Source organism: Streptomyces sp. Qhu_M48 (genome assembly GCF_051305195.1).
Classification (GTDB): Bacteria; Actinomycetota; Actinomycetes; order Streptomycetales; family Streptomycetaceae; genus Streptomyces.
In genome coordinates this window covers 6,534,856-6,556,335 of the sequence record NZ_CP195432.1, presented here as the reverse complement: position 1 = coordinate 6,556,335, position 21,480 = coordinate 6,534,856, and the positions used below count along the sequence as shown (strand labels likewise).

At 74.0% G+C, this 21,480-nt stretch carries 18 protein-coding genes; 8 read left to right on the top strand and 10 right to left on the bottom strand.

The window, feature by feature from the left end; genetic code table 11:
• Positions 1 to 57: 57 nt before the first annotated feature.
• From ACRRSS_RS29250 to ACRRSS_RS29225, 6 genes are all read left to right on the top strand, one after another.
• Complete coding sequence (locus tag ACRRSS_RS29250) at positions 58 to 3,114, top strand: nitrate- and nitrite sensing domain-containing protein (RefSeq protein WP_435974049.1); 3,057 nt, start codon at positions 58 to 60, stop codon at positions 3,112 to 3,114.
• Positions 3,111 to 3,602: a roadblock/LC7 domain-containing protein gene (locus ACRRSS_RS29245; RefSeq protein WP_435974048.1), complete on the top strand. Its 492-nt coding sequence runs from the start codon at positions 3,111 to 3,113 to the stop codon at positions 3,600 to 3,602. Before ACRRSS_RS29250 ends, ACRRSS_RS29245 begins: the two co-directional genes overlap by 4 nt.
• Entirely contained in the window at positions 3,599 to 4,030 is a 432-nt protein-coding gene (locus tag ACRRSS_RS29240; RefSeq protein WP_435974047.1) for a DUF742 domain-containing protein, read from the top strand. Before ACRRSS_RS29245 ends, ACRRSS_RS29240 begins: the two co-directional genes overlap by 4 nt.
• A complete protein-coding gene (locus ACRRSS_RS29235; RefSeq protein WP_435974046.1) occupies positions 4,011 to 4,718 on the top strand; it encodes a GTP-binding protein in 708 nt (235 codons plus the stop codon). The genes ACRRSS_RS29240 and ACRRSS_RS29235 overlap by 20 nt, the downstream gene beginning before the upstream one ends.
• Positions 4,719 to 4,747: 29 nt before the next feature.
• Positions 4,748 to 5,983, top strand: a complete 1,236-nt coding sequence (locus tag ACRRSS_RS29230) for a styrene monooxygenase/indole monooxygenase family protein (RefSeq protein WP_435974045.1) — start codon at positions 4,748 to 4,750, stop codon at positions 5,981 to 5,983.
• A gap of 102 nt (positions 5,984 to 6,085) precedes the next feature.
• A complete protein-coding gene (locus ACRRSS_RS29225; RefSeq protein WP_435974044.1) occupies positions 6,086 to 6,613 on the top strand; it encodes a DUF6584 family protein in 528 nt (175 codons plus the stop codon).
• Between the two features lie 88 nt (positions 6,614 to 6,701).
• Here the strand turns inward: ACRRSS_RS29225 and ACRRSS_RS29220 are convergent, their stop codons facing one another.
• The 4 genes from ACRRSS_RS29220 to ACRRSS_RS29205 form a co-directional block, all read right to left on the bottom strand.
• Positions 6,702 to 8,135 (bottom strand): NlpC/P60 family protein, encoded by a 1,434-nt coding sequence (locus tag ACRRSS_RS29220; protein WP_435974043.1) that lies wholly within the window; start codon positions 8,133 to 8,135, stop codon positions 6,702 to 6,704.
• Positions 8,136 to 8,209: 74 nt separating this feature from the next.
• On the bottom strand, positions 8,210 to 8,494 hold the full coding sequence (locus ACRRSS_RS29215; RefSeq protein WP_351895536.1) for a hypothetical protein: 285 nt from the start codon (positions 8,492 to 8,494) through the stop codon (positions 8,210 to 8,212).
• A 70-nt stretch (positions 8,495 to 8,564) separates the two neighbouring features.
• Complete coding sequence (locus tag ACRRSS_RS29210) at positions 8,565 to 9,287, bottom strand: TetR/AcrR family transcriptional regulator (protein WP_435974042.1); 723 nt, start codon at positions 9,285 to 9,287, stop codon at positions 8,565 to 8,567.
• A gap of 46 nt (positions 9,288 to 9,333) precedes the next feature.
• Positions 9,334 to 10,269, bottom strand: a complete 936-nt coding sequence (locus ACRRSS_RS29205) for an AurF N-oxygenase family protein (RefSeq protein WP_435974041.1) — start codon at positions 10,267 to 10,269, stop codon at positions 9,334 to 9,336.
• Positions 10,270 to 10,494: 225 nt separating this feature from the next.
• Between ACRRSS_RS29205 and ACRRSS_RS29200 the strand changes: the two genes are divergently transcribed.
• Together ACRRSS_RS29200 and ACRRSS_RS29195 are read left to right on the top strand one after the other, a co-directional pair.
• On the top strand, positions 10,495 to 11,604 hold the full coding sequence (locus ACRRSS_RS29200; protein ID WP_435974040.1) for a ferritin-like domain-containing protein: 1,110 nt from the start codon (positions 10,495 to 10,497) through the stop codon (positions 11,602 to 11,604).
• Positions 11,605 to 11,661: 57 nt separating this feature from the next.
• The gene (locus ACRRSS_RS29195) at positions 11,662 to 12,501 is read left to right on the top strand and encodes a hypothetical protein (RefSeq protein WP_435974039.1); all 840 of its coding nucleotides are present in this window, start codon (positions 11,662 to 11,664) and stop codon (positions 12,499 to 12,501) included.
• 128 nt (positions 12,502 to 12,629) lie between these two features.
• Here ACRRSS_RS29195 and ACRRSS_RS29190 read toward each other — a convergent pair whose 3' ends face one another.
• From ACRRSS_RS29190 to ACRRSS_RS29165, 6 genes are all read right to left on the bottom strand, one after another.
• Positions 12,630 to 14,105, bottom strand: coding sequence for a penicillin-binding transpeptidase domain-containing protein (locus tag ACRRSS_RS29190; RefSeq protein WP_435974038.1), 1,476 nt, complete (start codon positions 14,103 to 14,105; stop codon positions 12,630 to 12,632).
• Between the two features lie 136 nt (positions 14,106 to 14,241).
• Positions 14,242 to 15,621 (bottom strand): FtsW/RodA/SpoVE family cell cycle protein, encoded by a 1,380-nt coding sequence (locus ACRRSS_RS29185; protein WP_435974037.1) that lies wholly within the window; start codon positions 15,619 to 15,621, stop codon positions 14,242 to 14,244.
• 145 nt (positions 15,622 to 15,766) lie between these two features.
• Complete coding sequence (locus tag ACRRSS_RS29180) at positions 15,767 to 17,038, bottom strand: ATP-binding protein (RefSeq protein ID WP_435974036.1); 1,272 nt, start codon at positions 17,036 to 17,038, stop codon at positions 15,767 to 15,769.
• Entirely contained in the window at positions 17,035 to 17,835 is an 801-nt protein-coding gene (locus ACRRSS_RS29175; protein WP_435974035.1) for a hypothetical protein, read from the bottom strand. Before ACRRSS_RS29175 ends, ACRRSS_RS29180 begins: the two co-directional genes overlap by 4 nt.
• 316 nt (positions 17,836 to 18,151) lie before the next feature.
• Positions 18,152 to 20,284 carry a PBS lyase gene (locus ACRRSS_RS29170; protein WP_435974034.1) on the bottom strand — a complete coding sequence of 711 codons (2,133 nt, stop codon included), beginning with the start codon at positions 20,282 to 20,284 and terminating at the stop codon, positions 18,152 to 18,154.
• Positions 20,285 to 20,469: 185 nt separating this feature from the next.
• Positions 20,470 to 21,357, bottom strand: coding sequence for an ATP-dependent DNA ligase (locus ACRRSS_RS29165; RefSeq protein ID WP_435974033.1), 888 nt, complete (start codon positions 21,355 to 21,357; stop codon positions 20,470 to 20,472).
• Positions 21,358 to 21,480: the final 123 nt, after the last annotated feature.

The window sequence follows — 21,480 nt, the reverse complement described above, 5'->3', positions numbered from 1 at the left end:
TGGGGGTGCTCCATGTGACCGGCCGTCACCTCTGCTTTGTGGGCGGACGAGTCAAGAATGCGAGCACCGGTGCAGATGAAGCGGCCTCGGAGCAAGAACGGCACGCGGAGCCAGACCCCCGGTGCGGCGCCGACCGTGGAGGGCACCGCCACGGCACCCCCCGCGGGGACGCAGCTCCAGGACCCCGCACGGCCCCAGCCCCCCGCCGGCCGCGCCAAGCGCGTCCGGAACCGGCTGGTCGCCGGTGTCGCCCTCGTGGGCATCACGGTCCTCGTCGCCGGAGTCCCCGCGATCCTCACCGCCTCCGCCCAGCTCAACGACGCCCAGAGCCTGCTCACCCTCGCCGAACTCGACCGGCAGGCCGTCACCCTGGCCCACTCCCTCGCCGACGAGCGCGACGAGGTCGTCGCGTACATCGCCGCGGGCCGTGACAACCAGACCGGCGACGCCAAGGACAAGCGGCAGATCACCAGCACCCGGTCCACCCGGGTCGACCGCCAGATCGACGAGATCCGGCCCGCCGCCTCCGTCGAACTCCGCCGCGACCTCGCCGGGGTCCCCTCCGTCCGCCGCACCGCCCTCACCGGCAAGGGCTCGGCCCTGGAGGCCCACCGGGCCTACACGCAGGTCATCGGCAAGCTCCAGGTCCTCGCCGACGAACTGGCCGACCAGACCCCGGCCCGCGCCGCCGACACGGCGCTGACCGAGGCCACCCGCGCCCCCGCGGCCCTCGGCCGCGCCGTCGAGCAGGCCTCCGCCGCACGCGGACTGCTCATCGCCGCGCTCTCCGTGCCGCAGCCCGAGCCCACCGGCGAGGTCCACTACGACCCCGAGACCGGCACCTACGTCCCCGACGTGCCCGCGGGCGCCGCCGAGGCCGACCGCGCCCGCGACAGCCTCACCGCCGCCGCCCAGCAGGCCCGGGTCCGTGAACTCGCCGCCCTCGGCGACTTCGACCAGGCCGCCGGCTCCGCCGCCCGTGACTCCTTCGCCGCGACCGTCGCGGGCCCCGACGTCAAGAGCGCCGAGCGCGCGCTGGCCTCCCTCACCGACCAGCCCCGGCTGACGGAGACCGAGCGCGAGACCGACCCGGCCGGCCTGGAGGCCGCGCTCTCCGCCCGTATCGAGCAGATGCGCGGCGTCGAGTCCGCGCTCGCCGCCGAGCGGGTCGAACGGCTCGGCGCCCTCCGCGACGACGACGTCACCGCCCTCGAACTGCGCGTGGCCTTCCTCGGCGGCTGTCTGCTGGTCGCGATCGGCATCTCCACGTACGTCGCCCGCACCCTCACCCGGCCGCTCGCCGTCCTCCGCATCGGCGCGGCCAGGCTCGCCGGCGCCCCCGCCCCGCAGGCCGAGGAGCCGATCCGCTTCACCGGCCGCAACGACGAGTTCGCGCAGGTCGTCCGCTCCCTGAACACCCTGCACGGCAAGCTCTCCGGACTCGCCGTCCACAGCGAGCGCCTCAGCGGCGGACAGGCCGACCTGACCGCCGCCAAGGAGGCCCTCGGCGCCGAGCTGGCCACCCAGCGCGCCGACCTGCAGGGCCAGGTCGCCCTTCTGACCGCCGACCTCGAACGGCTCAGGAGCACCGTCCACCACACCTTCGTCAACCTCTCGCTGCGCAGCCTCGGGCTCGTCGAGCGGCAGCTCGGCGTCATCGAGAAGCTGGAGGAGCGCGAGCAGGACCCGGACCGCCTCGCGACCCTCTTCAAGCTCGACCACATGGCGACCGTCATGCGCCGCCACAGCGAGAACCTGCTGGTGCTCGCCGGGCACGAGCACGTCCACGGCCACGCCGGGCCCGTCCCGCTCGTCGACGTGCTGCGCGCCGCCGTCAGCGAGATCGAGCGGTACGAGCGGGTCACCATCCAGTCCCTGCCGCCGCACGCCCAGATCGCGGGCTTCGCCGCGGACGACCTGAGCCACCTGATCGCGGAACTCCTGGAGAACGCCACCTCCTTCTCGCCGCCCGACGCCGAGGTCCAGCTCTCCGGCTGGCTCCTGGAGTCCGGTGAGGTGATGCTCTCCGTGCAGGACGCGGGCATCGGCATGACCTCCTCCCGGCTCGCCGAGCTCAACGCGCGCCTGGCCGAGGCCGACCCGGCCGCCTTCGACGGCGAGGGCCTCGGCATGCGGGTGACAGCGCTGCTCGCCGCCCGCCACGGCGTCCGCGTCGAGCTGCGCGAGCAGAAGCCGGGCGGCACGGCGGCCGTCGTGGTCCTGCCCCGGCCGCTGCTCCCCACCGCCCCGCCGGCCGCCGTGACGGAGCCGGTACGGGTGCCGGGCGCGCCGCCCGCGCTCCAGCTGCCCGGTTCGGCCGCGGAGGCGAACTCCAACACCCTGCAGTCCCGGAACCGCGACCCCCTCGTCGAGGCGGCCGAGCGGGCGTTCCTGGCGGCGGAGGTGAACGCGGCGAAGGAGCGGCACGAGCCGGAGCCGACCGCGCCGGTGGATCCGGAGCCGCAGCCGCAGCCGGGGACGCCGTTCGAGCCCGCGTACGACGGGACGCCGTTCGAGCCCGCGTACGACGCGACGACGCCCGCGTACGCCCCCGAACCCGCGTACGAGGAGCCCGTTCCCGACGGGCCCCACGACGGGCCCGTCGCCCCCCGCGAGTCCGTCTCCGAGACCACGCTCCAGGTCCGGCTGCCCGACCCGCCGCCGGAGCCGGACGCCCACGAGCGCGCCGCCGACGCGGCCGCCGACCCCGCACCGCACGCCGGGCCCGCACCGGCGGAGCCCGTACCCGCGGAGCCGGTGCGCACCGAGACCGGACCCACCGGACCCACCGGGCCCCCGGCGCCCTCCGACCCGGAGCCGGTCACCGACCAGCCGGTTCCCGGGCCGCGCAACGCGCAGGGGGAGCGGGTCACCGACAAGGGCCTGCCCAAGCGCACCCCGCAGGTGGTCCGCCCGGCCGGCGCCGCCACCACGCCCCGTCAGGGCGGCGTGGACGCGGAGGCCCTGCGCCGCCGGCTCGGCGGCTTCCACCAGGGCGCCAAGGCAGGGCGCCGCGACGTGGAGGCCGAGATGGACACGCCGGGCGCGGAAGCCGTAAGGACTGCACGTACAGAGGAGATGACGGGGGACACAGTCGAGGAGGCACGCAGTTGACTGCGACGGGAACGTTCGGACTGAGCACGGAAGCCCGCAACCTGCAATGGCTGCTGGGGAATCTGGTGGAGGAGGTACCCGGGGTCCGCTCGGTCGCCGTCGTCTCCTCCGACGGCCTGATGCTGCTCTCGTCCGACCCGGCCGCCCAGCAGAGCACGACGGCCGCCGCCGAAGCCGGCCGTCCCGACGGGCCGCGCGGCTCCAGCGCCGATCTGGCCACCATCGTCTCCGGCATCGGCAGCCTGACCATCGGCGCCGCCCGGCTGATGGACGGTGGCGGGGTCAAGCAGACCATGGTGGCGATGGAGGAGGGCAGCGTCTTCGTGATGTCGATCAGCGACGGTTCGCTGCTCGGCGTGCACGCCACGCCCGACTGCGACATGAGCGTCGTCGCCTACCACATGGCGCTCTTCGTGGGCCGCGCCGGTCACGTACTCACCCCCGAAGTCCGCAGCGAGCTGCGCAAATCGATGGAGAGCACCCAGTGACGTCAGTTTCGTCGGCCTACCCCGGGCCCCACGCCCACCGGCTGCCGGTACGGGGAGACGCGCGCCGCCCGGCGCGCGTACGCCCGTACTCGCTGACCGGCGGTCGTACCCGCTTCGGCCACGTCCTGCTCGTCGAGACCTTCGTGGCGGCGCTCGAAGCGCCCGCCGTGCGCAAGGTCCTGACGGACGGCGGGCCCGGCGCCCGCGGTCTGATGCCGGAGATGCGGGCCATCGTCGAGATCTGCCGCCGGATGCGGACGGTCGCGGAGATCTCGGCGCTGTTGAAGATGCCGTTGGGGGTCGTCCGGGTGCTCCTCAGCGACCTGGCCGACCAGGGAAAGATCCGTGTGTACGGGACCGGTCACGGCACCGGCCAGCCCGACCGCGCGCTCCTCGAAAGGGTGCTGAGTGGACTCCGTCGTCTCTGACGCCTCCGCCGTCTCCGATGCTCCGGCGGTGGCGGGCATTCCCGCGCAGCCCAAGGCGCCCGACACCGATCTGTTCCGACGGGATACCGCCGGCCCGGACACCGAGGACGGCGCCCGGGACTGGCAGCTCGACCACACCCGTGCCCCGATCGCGACGAAGATCGTCGTCGCGGGCGGCTTCGGCGTGGGCAAGACCACCTTCGTCCGGGCGGTCTCGGAGATCACCCCGCTCCAGACCGAGGCGCTGATGACCCGGGCGAGCGAGGACACCGACGACCTCACCGCCACCCCGGACAAGATCACCACCACGGTGGCGATGGACTTCGGCCGGATCACGCTCGACAACGACCTGGTGCTGTACGTCTTCGGCACGCCGGGGCAGCAGCGCTTCTGGTTCATGTGGGACGACCTGGTGCGCGGGGCGATCGGCGCGATCGTGCTCGCCGACACCCGGCGGCTCACGGACTGCTTCCCGGCCCTCGACTACTTCGAGAGCTGCGGACTGCCGTACATCGTGGCCGTCAACCACTTCGAGGGCACCGAGCTGTTCGAGGCGGACGACGTCAGGGAGGCCCTGACCGTGCCCCCGCACGTGCCCGTCGTGATCATGGACGCGCGCAAGCGGTACAGCGTCGTCGAGAGCCTGCTCGCGATGGTCGCGCACGCGCTCGAAGCCACCCCCGAATAGTTCTCCCCGTCACGCCAGGAGCACCACCCATGCGGAAGATACTCATAGTCGGCGCCGGTCAGTCCGGTCTGCAGCTCGCCCTCGGCCTCCAGTCGCAGGGGTACGAGGTCACCCTCATGTCGAACCGGACGGCGGACGAGATCCGGGCCGGCCGGGTCATGTCCACCCAGTGCATGTTCGACACCGCGCTCCAGCACGAGCGGGACCTCGGCCTCAACTTCTGGGAGTCCCAGGCCCCGAGGATCGAGGGCCTCGGCGTCTCCGTGGCCGCCCCCGACTCCAGCCGCGCGATCGACTGGGTCGGCAGGCTCGACGGGCACGCCCAGTCCGTCGACCAGCGGGTGAAGATGGCCGGCTGGATGGAGACCTTCGCCCAGCGCGGCGGCCAGCTGGTGATCCACGGCGCGGCCGTCGGCGACCTGGACTACTTCTCCCGTAGCTACGACCTGGTGCTGGTCGCGGCGGGCAAGGGCGAGCTGGTCTCGATGTTCGGCCGGGACGCGTCCCGCTCGCCGTACGACGCGCCGCAGCGGGCCCTCGCCGTCGCCTACGTCCACGGTCTCGGCCCGCGCCCCGAGCACCCGGAGTTCGACGCGGTCCGCTGCAACCTCGTCCCGGGCGTCGGCGAGCTCTTCGTCATGCCGACCCTGACGACCGGCGGCCGTGCCGACATCCTGTTCTGGGAGGGCGTCCCCGGCGGCCCGCTCGACGTCTTCCAGGGCGTCAAGGACCCGGCGGAGCACCTCTCCCTGACGCTCGAACTGATGGAGAAGTTCACGCCCTGGGAGTACGCGCGGGCCACCCGGGTCGAACTGACCGACGCGGGCGGCACCCTCGCCGGCCGGTACGCGCCCACCGTCCGCAACCCGATCGGCCGCCTCCCCGGCGGCGGTCTGGTCCTCGGCGTCGCCGACGTGGTCGTCGCCAACGACCCGATCACCGGCCAGGGGTCCAACTCGGCGTCCAAGTGCGCCGCCGCGTACCTCGCGTCCATCGTCGAGCACGGCGACAAGCCCTTCGACGAGGAGTGGATGCGGGCCACCTTCGACCGCTACTGGGACACCGCGCGGCACGTCACCAAGTGGACGAACGCGATGCTCGGCGTCCCGCCGGAGCACGTCCTCAACCTGATCGGCGCCGCGGGCCAGCTCCAGCCGGTCGCCGACCGCTTCGCGAACGGCTTCAACGACCCCTCGGACTTCGAGAACTTCTTCTTCGACCCCGAGAAGACGAACGCCTACCTGGCCGAGGTCGCCGGAGCCTGATCCCGGAGAGCGTGGCGGACGGCCGGTGCCCCGAGTGCGGGGTGCCGGCCGTCCGTGTAAAACGGGTCGAGCCGCCCCGCCCCGGTGCTCGATCATGTGGTCATGTCCCCGCTGAACACCCTCGCCCGCGTCGACGCCGATCTCGCCGCCGGCCGGATCCCCATGGCGCGCCAGCGGCTGCGCGGGCTCGTCTCGTCGTTCCCGAACGACCTGACGCTGCGGCGTCGGCTCGCCGAGATGTACCGGCTGTACGGGGACGCGGCGGAGGCCGGGCGCTGGACGTACCTCGAAGAGGACCGGAGCGCCCGGGAGACCGCCGCCTTCGAGGCGCGGTACGCCACTCCCGGGCGGCGGATGAAGGCCCTCGCCTGGCACGGACCCGAGACGCTCGCCGCCTCCGCCTTCGCCCAGGAGCAGCTGGCCGCGGTGCGCGCCGCCTGCGCCGAGCGGCTGGGGCGCCCGGTCGACTGGGACGACCCGGACTCCTACGCGGAGGACCGGGACGAGGCGTACGTACCGGAGGCCGGGGGGTGGTCGGTCCGTGGCGTCCTGGTGGGCGGCGGCTGCCTCGTGGGGGTCGTCGGGCACGTGTGGATCTGGGTGCTCGGGGTCGTCTCGATCGTCGAGTAGCGGCCTCCGCCGGGCGGACGGGCAGGGGCGTCACGAGGCCCGTCACCGCGAACAGCGCGTCGACGACGTACCAGCCGGTGCCGGCACCTCAGTTCCGGTCGTAGCCCTCGTCCCCGCCGTCCCTCGCCCCCGCCGGAAGCGGCGGCGGGGTGTACGCCGACAGGGTCTCGCCCTCGGGGTCGGGGCGAACGGCGCCGAGCAGCGGGTTCGCCGCGATCGGGGAGACCTTCACCTTCCCGCCGGGCCGCGGCGCCTGCACCACCAGGCCCTCGCCGAGATAGACCGCCACATGGGTCGCGCCCGGGAAGTACACCACCAGGTCCCCGGGGCGGAGCTCCGCCAGCTCCACCCGGGGCAGCGTCGCCCACTGCTCCTGGCTGGTGCGCGGCAGCTCCCGGCCCGCCGCCGCCCACGCCCGCTGGGTCAGGCCCGAGCAGTCGTACGTCCCCGGGCCCTCCGCCCCCCACTCGTACGGCTTGCCGATCTGGTCCACCGCGAACCGGAGCGCCTCCGCGCCCGCCCGGGACGGGGTGCGCCGGCCGTCCAGGACACCGGTGTCGAGCAGTTCGCGCTGCGCGCCCGCCGTCTGGACCCGCTCCAGTTCGGTGAGCCGGGCCAGCTGCCCGGGGGAGAGACCGGCCAGCAGCTTCTCGACCTCCGCGAGCCGGGCCCGTACCTCGTCGCGCCGGGTGCGCTGCGCGGCGGCGAGGGTCTGCTGACGGTCGAGCGCCTTCCGGGAGGCGCTCGCCAGGGTGCCGGCCTGCCGCTCGGCCCTTTCGAGCCGGGAGACGGCCGTGGCCCGGTCGCGGGCCGCGCGGGACATCAGGTGCCCCTGGTCCAGGGCCGACTGGGGGTCAGGTGAGAGGAGCAGCCGCAGGTACGAGGAGAACTCGGACCTGCCCTGGTACTGGCCGCGGGCGATCCGGCCGGCCGCGGCGCGGCCCTCGGCCAGGGCGGTACGGGCGGCGGTGAGCCGGGCGGTGACCTTCCGGGTGTCGGTGGTCTGGAGCTTCAGCGCCTCCTCGGCGGCGTTGAACCGCTCGGTGGCCTCCTCCGCCTGCTGGTAGAGGGTGCGCATCCGGGTCAGCAGGGCGGTGACGGAGTCGCCGCCGGGGGGAGGGAGGGCGTCGGCGTCGACGGTGGCGTCGGCAGTGGTCCCGTCGGTGGTCGTGGCGGAGGGAGCGGCCGGGGGCGTGGCCGGAGGCTCGGGGGGTGGGTCGGCCGGGTCGCGTCCCGCCGCCGCCCCGACCGGTGCCGTCTCCGGGTCCGCCTCGGTGTCCGTGTCCGCGTCCGGGTCGGCCTCTCGCTCACCCGGTGCCGTCGTCCCCGCCTCCGGGTCGACCGGCTCCACCGGCTCCGCCGACGGGTCGGCCCAGGCGATGGGCGCCTCCACCGGGGGTTCGGCCGGCGGTTCCGGCGCGCCCGCGCCCGCCGGGCCCGCCCCCAGGAGCGCCACTCCCGTGAGCGTGCTCGCCACGGCGAGCGCCCCCGTGCGGACCGTACGCGGCAGCCTTCGCGACACGTCACCACCTCCACGGGGATGATGACGCGTCACCTCATCCGATTACCGTACGAATGGGGGCGCGTCCGGCGGCCTCACCCGTTCGGCTCCGTGCCCTTCGGCTTCGACCACGGCCACCTCAGCTCCCGCCGCTCCCGGCCCTCGGGCGCGTACTGGTAGACCCAGCCCCGCTGGAGTCCCAGCCGCTTCGTGTACCCCGCGGGCTCGCGCCGGTACGTGTACAGGGTCGGCGGGCGTCCGTCGTGGGCCGGGACCGGGACCTCGTACCACTTCGGCGGGTGACCGGTCGGGCCGAGCAGGATCGGCAGGGCCCGGCCGTCGAGGGGGCCGCCACGGAAGGGGGTGTTCTCGCTTCTCACGCCTCCAGTGTCCCCTCCGGGCCCCGGCCCGCGTTCGCCCCCGTCCCCTCCCGCGGGGTCTCCCCGCCGGTCAGATCAGGTGGGCCGCCGCGCCGACCACCGGCGCCACCCGGCGGGCCAGCCTCGCCACCGGTCCCTCGGACGTCTCCTGGGCGAGGAGCCGTGCGACGACCCCCGCCGTCTCCTCGTCGCTCGCCGTGGTCGCCGCGAGCAGGGCCACGAGATGGTCCACGAGCCAGTCCCGCAGCTCCGGGGCCGGGGGCCGCTTCTCCTCGTCGAGCCAGATGAGCGAGGCCGCCTCCACGGCGGCGATCCACGTCCTGACCATCATGCTCAGCCGGGGCCCGGGCCGCTCCGCCCCGAGGTGGACGAGGATCTGTTCGGCGGCGGCCCGCCGCACCTCGTCGACGATCGCGGTGGTCCGGGAGGTCTCGGCGACGCTGCCGCCGCGCAGCAGGGCGCTGAACCCGGCGTCGTGCTCGTCGACGAAGGTCAGGTAGCGGTCGAGCACCCGGCCCAGCCGCTCGGTGGGCGGCCCGGCCGGCGGCTCGGTGAAGCAGTGGTTCAGCGCGTCGGCGGAGGAGCGCAGGGCCGCCTCGTACAGCTGCTGCTTGCCACCGGGGAAGTACCGGTAGACGAGGGGCCGAGAGACGCCGGCCGCCTCGGCGACGTCGTCGAGGGAGACGTCCTCGGGCGTCCGGTGGGCGAAGAGCCCCTGGGCGGCGTCGAGGAGCTGCCCGCGCCGCTGCTCGACACTGAGTCTGCGGTACGCGGGAGTGGCGGCACTCGTCATGCCCGCAGCGTAACCGCGCGGTGGCTCGCCCGGTCAGGGGGATCCGTCAGGCGAGCAGTCCCGAGGACTTCCAGAGGCGGCGCCCCGGACCGCGCAGGAGGCCGATGTCGTCGAGGAAGTCCGTGAGCCGCCCGGCACCGGACCGCATGATCTCGCGCCGGTGTCCGCTCGCCTTCACCTGGGCGACGGCCTCGCGCCGGTCCAGGCCCACGGCCTCGTACACCTGGGGGTTGACGAAGCAGGTGGAGAAGACCCGGGCGGCCTCGCCGCAGCTGAGCCGGGTGAACTCCCGCTCCCAGCGCGGGGCGGTCGTCATCTGGCGCCGCAGCTCCTCGCGGGCGTACCGCACGTGGCGGGCCTCCTCGACCACGTGGATGCGGGTCACCCCGCGCACCAGGGTCTGCACCCGCTCGTCCGGGAAGGTCAGGCGCTGCATCCAGTCGAGGATCTCCTCGCCGAGGAGGGTCGCGGCGAAGGAGCCGGGGGTGGTGGAGACGGTCTTCAGGACGCGCGCGAGGTTGTGGTAGACCCTCGGCACCGGGTACGCCGGGGTGCCGCCCTGCCGGATCAGCCGGGCGAACATCATCGAGTGCCGGCACTCGTCCGCGATCTCCGTGAGCGCGTATCGGACGTGATGGCTGGTCAGCGACTTGTCGTAGATGTGCCGGACGAGCAGCTGCATCAGGATGATCTCGAACCAGATCCCGAGGGAGGCCAGTGAGGCCGCCTCGTGGCGTGAGAGCGCGATCCGCTGCTCCTCGGACATCCGGTGCCACAGCGGGGTGTCGTAGAGGGAGAGGAGTTCGGGCGGCCAGAACCACTTGCCCTCCTCGAACGGCGCGTCCCAGTCGAGCTCGGTGTCCGGGTCGTAGGAGTGCTTCCGGGAGGACTCCAGCAGACGCCGCGCGACCTGTTCGCGGTCGCGCAGCGGTCCCAGGGCGTCCCGGAGGAGGCTGAAGTCGGGCTCGGTGAAGGGGGTCATGGTCGCGCACCTCGCTGGCTGGCCGTCGTCGCGTTACCGGTGGACACCTCTTATCAGACTGCCCGTCAGTAAGACCGTCAATCCCTCGCGCGCGCCAACTCCCGCTTCTGCGCGACTTGTTGACGTTCCGTCTACCAACGTGTGAGCCTGGGCCGAAGGACCCGCAACGCCCGCACCACCGCAACGCACCACGGGAAAGGCCCGACCCCACCCAAGGAGGCGTCAGTGTCGACGCGCGACCTCTACACCACCGCCCCGCCCTCCCCGGGCTGGCAGGTGCCCGCCACCGGCGCCGCCCGCTTCTCCTGGGAGTACGGCGACGGCCGCGAGCGCCTCCTCGCCCTCTACCAGAAGGGCAAGGACAAGCAGTGGGACGGCGCCACGCGGATCGACTGGGACCTGGCGGTCGACCCGTACGACCCGCTCGGCACCCCCGACGAGGTCCTGACCCTCCACGGCACCCGCCACTGGGCGAAGATGACCGAGAAGGACAAGGGCGACCTGCGCCGGCACTACGCCTCCTGGCAGTTCAGCCAGTTCCTCCACGGTGAGCAGGGCGCCATGATCTGCGCCGCCCGGATCGTCGAGTCCGTGCCCGACCTGGACGCCAAGTTCTACTCGGCCACCCAGACGATGGACGAGGCCCGGCACGCCGAGATCTACGGCCGCTTCCTCCAGGACAAGGTCGGCATGCTCTACCCGATCAACGACAACCTGCGGGGCCTGCTCGACGACACCCTGCGCGACTCCCGCTGGGACATGCCCTACCTCGGCATGCAGGTCCTCATCGAAGGCCTCGCCCTCGCCGCGTTCGGCATGATCCGCGACACCACCGACAAGCCGCTCCCGAAGCAGATCCTCGCGTACGTGATGCAGGACGAGGCCCGGCACGTGGCCTTCGGACGGATGGCCCTGCGCGACTACTACAAGCAGCTGTCGGACGCCGAACTCCGCGAGCGCGAGGAGTTCGTCATCGAGGGCTGTCACCTGATGCGCGACCGGCTGCGCGGTGTCGAGGTCCTGGAGAACTTCGGCATCCCGCGGAAGGAGGCGGAGGAGCTGACCGAGCGGAGCGAGTTCCTGCACCTCTTCCGCAGGCTCCTCTTCAGCCGGATCGTCCCGTGCGTCAAGGACATCGGCCTCTGGGGCGAACGCCTCCAGAAGGCCTACCTCGACATGGGCGTCTTCGACCTCGGCGACTCCAACCTCGACCTGCTGATGACCCAGGACGAGGAGATCGCGGAACGGCTCGACGCGGAACGCTTCGCGCAGGAGGAGCGGGCCAGGGTGACGGAGGTGGCGGACGCGATCGCGGAGGGGGCGGCGGGGGACTGAGCCCGTGCCCGTACCCGGGAGAGCGGCCTGTCACAGGAGTGACGTAGCGTGCCCGTCATGACCATGCCGCCTCCGCCGCACCAGCCGCCCCACAACCCGTACGGCGGACCGGTACCGCCCCCGGGGCAGCCCGGCGCGTTCGGCGCGCCGCAGGGCTACCCGCCACAGGGCTTCCCCCAGCAGGGGGTCCCGCCGCACGGCGTCCCGCCGGGCTACCAGGGGCCCGGCGCCGGAGGCTGGGGACAGCCGCCCGTGGGGCCACCGCCGAAGAAGGGCCTGTCGGCCGGCGCGATCGTCGCCATCGTCATCGGCTCCCTGGTCCTGGTCGGCGGTCTCGGCTACGCGGTCAAGGCAGGGCTCGACGGCGTCGCCGGCGACTTCCCCGAGGCGACGCACCAGCTCGTCGTCCCCAAGACCCTGCTCGGCGGCGAGTACACGCTGGTCTCCGACCTCTCCGACACCCAGGGCAAGGAGATCGAGGAAGCCCCCGATCTCACCGTGAAGGACGCCACGGCGGCGGTCGGGCAGTACAGCGCCGAGGACGAGTCCGTCCTCGTCCTCTCCGGGCTGTACGGACGCATCAGGAGCGGCGAGTCCACCCGTGGCTCCATCCTCAAGGGCGCCGCCACGGAGAAGGGCTCCAAACTGGTGGTCAAGCCCAGGGACTTCACCCCCGCCGGGTACGGCGTGACCATCAGGTGCCAGGTCACCACGTCGCGGAACGGACTCGCCACGACCACGCTCCCCATGTGCGCCTGGGGCGACGGCAACACGGCCGCCGCCGTGGCCCTCGTCGCCCCGGAGTCGGCCACCGCCGACCCGCGTGACATAGACCTGGCCGAGCTCGCCGAGAAGACGGCCAGGATCCGCGCGGAGATCCGCAAGCCGATCGCCTGACCCGGCCGGAGGGCGCGGGAGGCAGGGCTTGCGCCGGGGGAGCGGCGGCCGGGAGAGCGCCGGGGGAGCGGCGGCCGGGGAAACGCCGGGGGAGCCGGCGGCAGGGGGAACGACGGCCGGAGACCGGGCTACCCCCGCGCCTCCGCCTCCAGGCGGAGCGCCTCCTCCATCACCGCCTTCGCGATCGGGGCCGCGCTGCCGCCCCCGCTGATGTCCGTACGGGCGGCCTCCGCGTCCTCCACGACCACCGCCACAGCGACCGCCGGCTGGGCCGCGTCGTCGGCCTGTGCCCAGGCGATGAACCAGGCGTACGGGGTCCCCGTGTTGCCGAAGCCGTGCTGCGCCGTGCCCGTCTTGCCGCCGACACGGGCCCAGGGGATCGCCGCGTTCGTCCCGGTGCCCTCCTCGACCGCCTTCACCATCAGCCGCTGGAGCCGCATCGCCGTCGAGGGGTTCATCGCCTGCCGGTAGCTGCGGCGGCCCGTGCGGTCGACGGTCGTGCCGCCCGAGGTCGTGGTGCGGTCGACGAGGTAGGGCTGGGCGATCTCGCCGTTGTTGGCGACGGCCGCCGCGACCAGGGCCATCTGGAGCGGGGTCGCCGTCGTGTCGAACTGCCCGATGGAGGAGAGCGCCAGCTGGTCCGGGCTCATCTCCCGGTCGAAGTGGGACTCCGCCACCCAGGACGGCACCCTCAGCCCGGTGTCGTTGAAGCCGAACCGTTCCACCGCGTCGACCATCCCGGTCAGCCCCACCTCCACCCCGAGGCCGGCCATCACCGTGTTGCACGACCACTGGATGGCGTACGCGAGGGAGGCGTCGGCGCAGCCCGTCGCCTCGTTCGGCAGCACCTGCCGGGTACCGGGCAGCACGAACGGGTCGGGGGTGTCCGTCGGCGCGTCCACGTCCCGCACCGCCCCGGCGTCCAGCGCCGCCGCGGCCGTCACGATCTTGAACGTGGAGCCCGGCGGGTACGTCTGCCGCAGCGCCCGGTTCAGCATCGGCTGGTTCGGCGAGGTGTTGAGCCGCCTCCAGGCGTCCTTGACCTCCTTGCCCGTCCCGGAGAGGACACCGGGGTCGTACGAGGGCGAGCTGACGAGCGCCAGGACGCGACCGCTGTGCGGCTCCACCGCGACGACGGCGCCGCGCTTCCCCCCGAGCCCCCGGTAGGCGGCCTCCTGCATCGACGAGCGGATCGTCGTCACCACGTCACCGCCGGGCTGCCTGCCCCGGGTGAGGTCGTTCCAGAGCGGCAGTGGTGCCAGCGCGGACGCGGTGCCGGACAGGATCGCGTCCTCGGCGTGCTCGACGAGGGTCGTGCCGTAGGTCTGGGAGGAGTAGCCGGTCAGCGGGGCGTACAACGGGCCCTGCCGGTAGGTCCGTTCCCAGCGCAGCTGCTGCCCGCTGTCCCGTGAGCCCGTCACCGGCTTCCCGTCGACGACGATCTCGCCGCGCGGCTCCGCGTAGCGCTTGATCGCGATCCGCCGGTTGGCGGGGTTGTCGTCGAGCGACTCGGCCTCGAAGACCATCACCCGGGCGGAGTTGACGAGGAGGGCGACGAGGAGGACGAGACAGAGCGCGGCGGCCCGCCGCGCGTAGCGGATCACGAGGCATCCTCCTTGGAGTCGACCGACGGGTTCACGAGGCGCCTCCCTCTCGCGCGTACCACCGGTTCACGAGGCGCCCTCCTCTGGCAGGTACGACCGGTTCACGAGGCGCCCTCCTCTGGCAGGTACGACGGGTTCACGAGGCGCCCTCCTTGACGGGCGCGAGCGTCCCGGTGTCCGCGTCGTCGGGCTGGGGCGCGCGGGCCGAGTCGCTGACGCGGATGAGGAGCGCCACGATCACCCAGTTGGTGACGACCGAGGAGCCTCCCTGCGCCAGGAACGGCATCGCCATGCCGGTGAGCGGGATGAGCCCCATCACCCCGCCCGCGATGACGAAGACCTGGAGGGCCACGATCGAGGCGAGCCCGATCGCGAGGAGCCGTCCGAAGGGGTCGCGCAGCGAGAGGCCGGCACGGTAGCCGCGGGCGACGAGCAGCGCGTACAGCAGGAAGAGCGCCGTGAGGCCGACGAGTCCCAGCTCCTCGCCGGCGGTGGCGAGGATGAAGTCGGACTTGGTGGCGAAGCCGATGAGGACGGAGTGGCCGAGGCCGAGCCCGGAGCCGAGCATTCCGCCGGCGGCGAAGGAGAACAGCGACTGGGCGAGCTGCCCGGGCCCCTCGCCCGCCCGGATCGAGGCGAAGGGGTCGAGCCAGTCCTCCACCCGGCTGTGCACGTGCGGTTCGAGGGAGCCGACGAGGAAGGCCCCGGCCGAGGCCAGGACGAGTCCGACCGCGATCCAGCCGATCCGTCCGGTGGCCACGTACAGCATGATCACGAAGAGTCCGAAGAAGAGCAGCGAGGTGCCCAGGTCCCGTTCGAGGACGAGCACGCCGACGCTCAGCAGCCAGATCGCCACGATGGGCCCCAGCACCCGGCCGGTCGGGAACTGGAACCTCCAGATCGTGCGGCCGGCGTACGCGAGCGCGTTGTGGTTGGCGGCGAGGTACGCGGCGAAGAAGACGGCGAGCAGGATCTTGGCGAACTCGCCCGGCTGGAAGGAGAGGCCTCCGATCCGGATCCAGATCTTCGCGCCGTTCACGGCGGGGAAGAAGATCGGCAGGATCATCAGGGCGAGCGCGGCGGCCACCGACACGTACGCGTACCCCTGGAGCGCGCGATGGTCGCGGAGCAGCAGGACGACCACGATGAAGAGCGCCACCCCGAGCGTCGACCAGACCAGCTGCGTCGCCGCCGCCTGGTCGTTCGGCGTCTCCAGGTCGAGCCGGTAGATCAGGACCAGGCCGAGGCCGTTGAGCAGCACCGCGATCGGCAGGAGCAGCGGATCGGCGTACGGGGCGCGGAACCGGACCGCGAGATGGGCGACGAGCGCGAGCAGGCCGAGCCCGGCTCCGTAGCGGGCGGCGTCCGGCGGTACGGCTCCGCTGCGGGCGAGTCCGACCTCGGCGTAGCCGCAGACGGAGATGAGGACGGCGCAGACGAGGAGGGAGAGTTCCACGCCGCGGCGCTTCGGCAGGCGCACCCCCGGCGGGGGAGCGTCCGTGCGCGGTGCGGTCATGGCCGCAACGTAGCAAGCGGTATGCCCTATGTCCCTTTTGTGTGACGGTGTGCCGTGGGCGGGCTGTCCGCGCCGCCGAGGGTCCGTCCCCGCGACGGGCGGTCCGCCCGTGCCGCGCGGGGTCCGCCCGCGCCGTGCGGCGCCGTCAGTCCTCCCGCGCCGGGTCCGCGAGGGTCACGTACTCGGGCAGCCGCAGCCGGGCCTCGGCTCCGCCGCCCTGCGCGCCGGTGAAGCGCAGCTCGGCGCCGATCACCCCGGCCTGCCCCACCGCGATCGTCAGCCCGAGACCGTGCCCCTTGCCCCCGCTCTCGGTGCGGAACCGCTGCGGCCCCGACTCCAGCAGGTACCCCGGATAGCCGGGCCCGTGGTCCCGTACGGAGAGCACCGGCCCGTCCACCGTCACCACCACGGGCGGGGACCCGTGCTTGTGCGCGTTGGCCACCAGATTGCCGAGCACCCGCTCCAGGCGCCGCCGGTCCGTCTCCACCGTCGTGTCCCGGACGACCCGCACCTCGGTGTCCGTGCCCGACGCGCGCACCACCCGCTCGACGAGCGGACCGAGCTCGTGCACCGCCAGGTCCACGGTCTCGTTGCGGGCGTCGAGCCGCGAGATCTCCAGGAGGTCCTCGGTGAGGGCGCGCATCGCCCGCACCCGGTCCCGTACGAGCTCCGAGGGCCGCCCCTCCGGCAGCAGCTCCGCCGCGGCCGAGAGCCCGGTCAGCGGGGTGCGCAGCTCGTGCGCCACGTCGGCGGTGAACCGCTGCTCGCTCTGCAGCTTGCTCTGGAGCGAGGACGCCATCGTGTCGAGTGCCCCGGAGACCGTGGCCACCTCGTCCTGGGGGCGCGAGGGGTCCTTCGTACGGGGGTCGTCGACGCGCGCGTCGAGATCGCCTGCGCTGATCCGGCGGGCCACCTGGGCGGTGAGGTGCAGCCTCCGGGTCACCCGCGTGACGGCGAAGACGCCCACGAGCAGCGTCGCCCCGATCGCGAGGACGGAGGAGCCGAGGATCGAGCGGTCGAGCGCGTCGATCGTCTCGGCGCTCTGGGTGTAGTCGACGCGTACGGCGAGGGCGCGGCCGTCCGCCGGACCCGCCGCCCACATCGTCGGCCGGCCCCGGTCCTCGGCTACCACCGTGCCGCGCTCGCCCCGGACGGCCAGCGCGCGGAGGGAGGCCGGCAGGCCGGGCGGGTCGATCCCGGCGAACCGGGGGAGCGGCTCGCCCGCCTCGTGGAGACGGGTGACGTCGGTGAGCCGTGCGAGCGCCTTCTCCCGGGAGTCGTTCACGGTCTGGCCGGTCACCGACACGTGGACGAGGACGCCGAGCAGCGCGGCGAGGGCGCAGCACATCACCGCGATGAAGACCGCGGCCTTCCACGTCAGGGTCGCGGTCCAGGCGGGCAGCCGGGGGGCCCTCACGGGCTCGGCTCGTCGGGTACGGGGAGCGGGGCGGGCGCGTCGGCGGCGGGCTCCGGCGGAGTGGGCGTCAAGGTCGGTGTCGGACTCACGAGGCGGGGCGCGGGCACGGTCGAGGGCCCGGTGCCCGAGGGTTTCACCCGGATGATCTCGTCACGGGTCGGCAGCATGCTGTGCTGCTGCTCGTCCCAGGACCAGGCGGTGCGGTACTCGTACCCCGGGATGCCCGCCGAGCCGACCCGCATGATCAGGTCCCGGCCGGCCAGCTCCACGCTGATGACCTGGTCGACGGTGGACATGACGCGGGTGAGCCCGCCGTTCTCGGCGAGGTAGACCCGCACCCCGACCTGCTGGTCCGGCATGCGGATCCCGACGATCAACTCGTCCCGGCCGTTGCCGGTGAGGTCGTGGTAGTACGGCCGCATCACCGGACAGGCGGCGGGCGCGGTGCCACAGGCCTCGATCGCGCGGGCGGTCTCCTCGTACAGCCCGTCGCCGCCGGTGTACGTGTCGGGGTGGGCGCGCACCTCGGCGGCGACGACCGCCACGGCGTCGAGGGAGTGGACGTCGTTGTCGGGGACCTGGACGCCGGGGACGCGCGCGGTGTCGGTCTCCCCGTAGTCGATCGGTGGATTCGTGGCGGGCGGCAGATCGGGCCAGAGCCGCACGGGCCCCACGGCGGTGGGCGTGGCCCCCGCGCTCCGGAGACCGCCCTCGGAGCGCCCGCAGCCGGCGAGGCCGCCGAGCGCGAGGGCGCACAGGACACCGGCGGCGGCGATCTGCACTCCGCGCGGTCTCACACTGCTCCTCGTTCGGTCGGCCGACGGGGCGAGGCCGGTCCGGGCCCGCCGCTCCTTGTAGACCCTATGCGGAATCCGGAGGGAAGTCCCTTTTGTCCGTTCGTAGGGTTGTCCGATACGCAACGGACCCTGTGGGCCTCGCGGACGGGAGCGGGGCGGGCCTCTTGGACGGGGAGCTCGGGAACGGACTTCCTGCACGGGGCGCTCGGGAACGACCTCCGCCGCGCGCGCCGAATCGGTCCCTGCCGAAGGGAGCGGGAGCCGCCCTCCGTCGTCCCCGCGGGCTTCGGAGCAGGCCCCGGAGCCCCTGGGGTAGCTAGAACCCGCCCCGCTCCATCCTCGCCAAGGCCGCCCGGCACACGGTCAGAAGCTTCTCGTCGACGTGGATGTCATGGCTGCCGGAGGCGCCCTCGCGGGCGTTGTGGCGGCGACGGCGGGTCAGCTCGGTCAGGATCACCAGCTGCGCCTCAGAGGCGGCGGGACCCATCTCCGCCAGGCACTCGGCCACGTCCACGCGCGCGTGCCGGTTCTCCTCCCAGGCCGCCAGCAGCACCGGCAGCGTCGCCGCCGTGTCCCCGGACACCCGCCACAGCGCCGCCGCGCTGCGGACCCGCACCCACAGGTCCCGCGAGGTCAGACCGGGCCGCAGGGCCGGGGCCACCGCCGCCGCGGCCGGGCCGATCTCGCCCAGGGCCTGCGCGGCCGCGCACCGGTCCGCGCCCGGGGCGCCCGGCCGCAGCCACCGTTCGAGCGCGGGCAGGACCTCGCCCAGGTCGCCCTCCGCCGCCCACAGGGCGCGCGCCGCCGTCGTGGAGACCGTGGCCGACTCGGCGGCCAGGAGTCTTCGGATGTCCGGCAGGGCGTCCCGGGCGGCGGGGCCGAAGGCCGCCAGCGTCCGCAGGGCCGCCTCGCGCACCCAGTCGCGCCGGTTCGGCGGCGCCCCCCGGAGGACCCGCAGCACCTCCGGCACGGCCTGGTTGCCCCGTACCGCCGCGAGGGCGTACAGCAGCGGGGCCGCCCGGTCGTACAGCCGTTCGTCCAGCTCGACCTCGGCGAGCCGGCGCCGCAGCAGCGGGGCGAGCATCGCCGCCGAGGGACCGAGGCCGTCCATGGCGTACAGCAGCTCCCGCCGCACCTCGGGCTCCTCCAGTGCGTGGGCGAGCAGCGGCACCGCACGGGTGTCCCCGGCGCGGGCCAGCGCGAGGAGCGCCGCGTCCCGCCCGGACCGCCCGACGAAACCGCCCTGACCGCCGCCCTGCCCCCGGCGGGGCGCGGTTCCGCCGCCCCCGGGCCCGCCCGCGCCCGTCGCCAGACGGTCCACCAGCGCGTCGGCGGCGGGCGCGCCCAGCTCGAAGAGCCGCTCCAGGAGAGAGGCCGCGGCCTCCCGCAGCCGGGGCTCGGGATCGTGCAGCTGCGCGCCGACGAGCCGGACGACCTCCTCGTACCGCCCCCGCCAGATCCGTATCAACCCGCCGCACAGCCAGATCGCGTCCGAACGCTGCCCCCAGTCGGGGCTGCGCAGCTGCGCGAGGATCAGCGCGATGCGGTCGTCGACCCGGTCGTCGAGCGCGGCGTGCAGGGTCCGCAGCAGCTCCTCCGTCCACGGGGCCGGGCGCCCGGCCGCGTGCTCCTCCAGGAGCTCCCTGACCTGCCCGATGAGGGTCGGCGTCGCGGACCGCTCCGTGCCGGGGGAGACGGGCCGGTGGGCCATGGTCCGGATCTCCTCCAGGAGCCCCGTCACCCACGGCACGATGTCGTCCGGGATCTCGGCGGGCGCGCACCGGGCCTGCTGCGCGAGGGCCGCGAGCCGCAGCCCGGGGTCCTGCGCGGCGCGGGCGAGCCACCCGAGCCAGTCGACGGTCTCCGTACGCAGCGCGGCGTGCCGCAGAGCGATCCGTCCGACCGCGGCGACCAGGGCGAGCCGTACCTCGGTGTCCCGCTCGACGGTGAGCCGCTCCCGCAGCAGGGTCAGCACCGTGGCGGGCTCGGGGTGCAGCGACGCGAGCGCGCAGGGCGCGGCGAGCCGCACCTCGGGGTCGGCGTCCGACACCAGCCCCAGGAAGACGTCGGCGCCGGCGGCGATGGCCGCGGCGGCCATCGCGTAGTTGGCGGCGGGGATGAACTCCTCGTCGTCTGGGTCGAGTTCGTCGAGAAGCTCCTCGTCGTCGTCGAGTTCGATGCCGCCGATGCTGGTGAGCAGCTCGACGATGCCGCCGCGGTCCTGGACGGCGGGGTCGGCGACGAGTTCGAGGAGGAAGGGGATGCAGGCGAGCGTGGAGTCGTAGACGTCACCCTGGTGGTGCACGGCCCCGTACATGCCGTCGAGGGCCGTCTCCCGCTCCGCGAGGTCGGCCGAGGCGAGCCCGCGGAGCAGCTCCGGCACGTCGTCCGCGGGGCCGTACGCATGCCCCAGCGAGGCCCAGTCGACCTCCTCGATCCCCGTCAGCATTGCCGGCCGCCTTCCCCGTGAGCGCCATACCAGGCAGCAAGTGTGCACCACGGGAAGGACGGCAAGGCCTTACCGGCGACACCGGCCGCGCACGGAGCCCGAGTTGCGGTCTCTTTGCGCCATGTACGGTGCGCAGCAAGGCAGTTGCACTCCGTGCCGACCCGGAGCGGGGGTCCGGCGGCGGTTCAGCCCTCCGACCGCACCCGGACGAACGCCGCGTTCTCCTGCCGCTGCCTCCCCGCGAGCTGCCGCAGCTCCACGGGGACCGGCGGCTCCACCCACCGCACCGGCCCGTGCTCCGGGTCCCGGGCGAGGGGACCCGCGCGGTCGCCGACCAACGAGCCGACCTCGCGCGCCTGCGCCGGGGTGAGCCGGGGCGAGGTGGTCACCGTACGCCCGTCGGGGAGCCGCACGACCAGGGCCCGGGGCCGGTCGGCCGGGCCCACGACACCGAGCAGCACGCCGTCGCTCGTGTCCACGTGCCGGATCTTCCGCCAGGCCCAGGTGGAGCCCGCCCGGTAGGTCGAGCCCAGCGACTTCGTGACGATCCCCTCCACACCCGCCTCCCGCAGGTCCCGGAACCACCCGCGCGCGGTCTCCTCGTCCAGGGTGGCGAGGACGCGCTGGAGCGGCGGCCCGGCCTCCCGAAGAGCCGCGCCCAGCAGCACCCAGCGGTCCCGGAGCGGCAGGCCGCGCACGTCGCGCCCGGGGACGGCGAGCAGGTCGAAGGCGATGTACGAGACCGGCACCCCCGCACGCGCGCGGTCCGCGGGCGAGCGGAGCAGGTCCGTGAAGCTCAGCCGTCCCTCCCGGTAGGCGCACAGCTCCCCGTCGAGCACGATCCCGGGCGGCAGCCGGTCCCGCAGGTGCGCGGCGATCCCGGGGAACTCGGGGGCGAGGTCCCGGCGGGAGCGGGACTGCAGGACGACCCTCCCGTCGTCGAGGACGAAGGCGAGCGCACGGAACCCGTCCAGCTTGAGCGAGTACTGGAGTTCCCGGGGCGGCTCCTTCTGTACGGGGATCTCGTCGGCGGACCGGGGCCGCATGACGTCGACGGGCGGCGTGAGGACCACGGCCCCGGGTCCCGGGGCGCCGCCGCCGGGGGCCGGTCCGCTCGCGGCCGTACGCCCCGGGACGCCGTCCCCGACCCTCCCGCCCCCGGCCTCCCGGCCCCCGCCCCCACGCCCCCCGGCCCC

Bases quoted from the DNA above. Each gene is read 5' to 3' on its own strand.
- ACRRSS_RS29185 (WP_435974037.1), bottom strand. From the start codon at position 15,621: ATGACCGCACCGCGCACGGACGCTCCCCCGCCGGGGGTGCGCCTGCCG.
- ACRRSS_RS29225 (WP_435974044.1), top strand. From the start codon at position 6,086: ATGTCCCCGCTGAACACCCTCGCCCGCGTCGACGCCGATCTCGCCGCC.
- ACRRSS_RS29250 (WP_435974049.1), top strand. From the start codon at position 58: ATGCGAGCACCGGTGCAGATGAAGCGGCCTCGGAGCAAGAACGGCACG.
- ACRRSS_RS29210 (WP_435974042.1), bottom strand. From the start codon at position 9,287: ATGACGAGTGCCGCCACTCCCGCGTACCGCAGACTCAGTGTCGAGCAG.
- ACRRSS_RS29230 (WP_435974045.1), top strand. From the start codon at position 4,748: ATGCGGAAGATACTCATAGTCGGCGCCGGTCAGTCCGGTCTGCAGCTC.
- ACRRSS_RS29205 (WP_435974041.1), bottom strand. From the start codon at position 10,269: ATGACCCCCTTCACCGAGCCCGACTTCAGCCTCCTCCGGGACGCCCTG.
- ACRRSS_RS29195 (WP_435974039.1), top strand. From the start codon at position 11,662: ATGACCATGCCGCCTCCGCCGCACCAGCCGCCCCACAACCCGTACGGC.
- ACRRSS_RS29170 (WP_435974034.1), bottom strand. From the start codon at position 20,284: ATGCTGACGGGGATCGAGGAGGTCGACTGGGCCTCGCTGGGGCATGCG.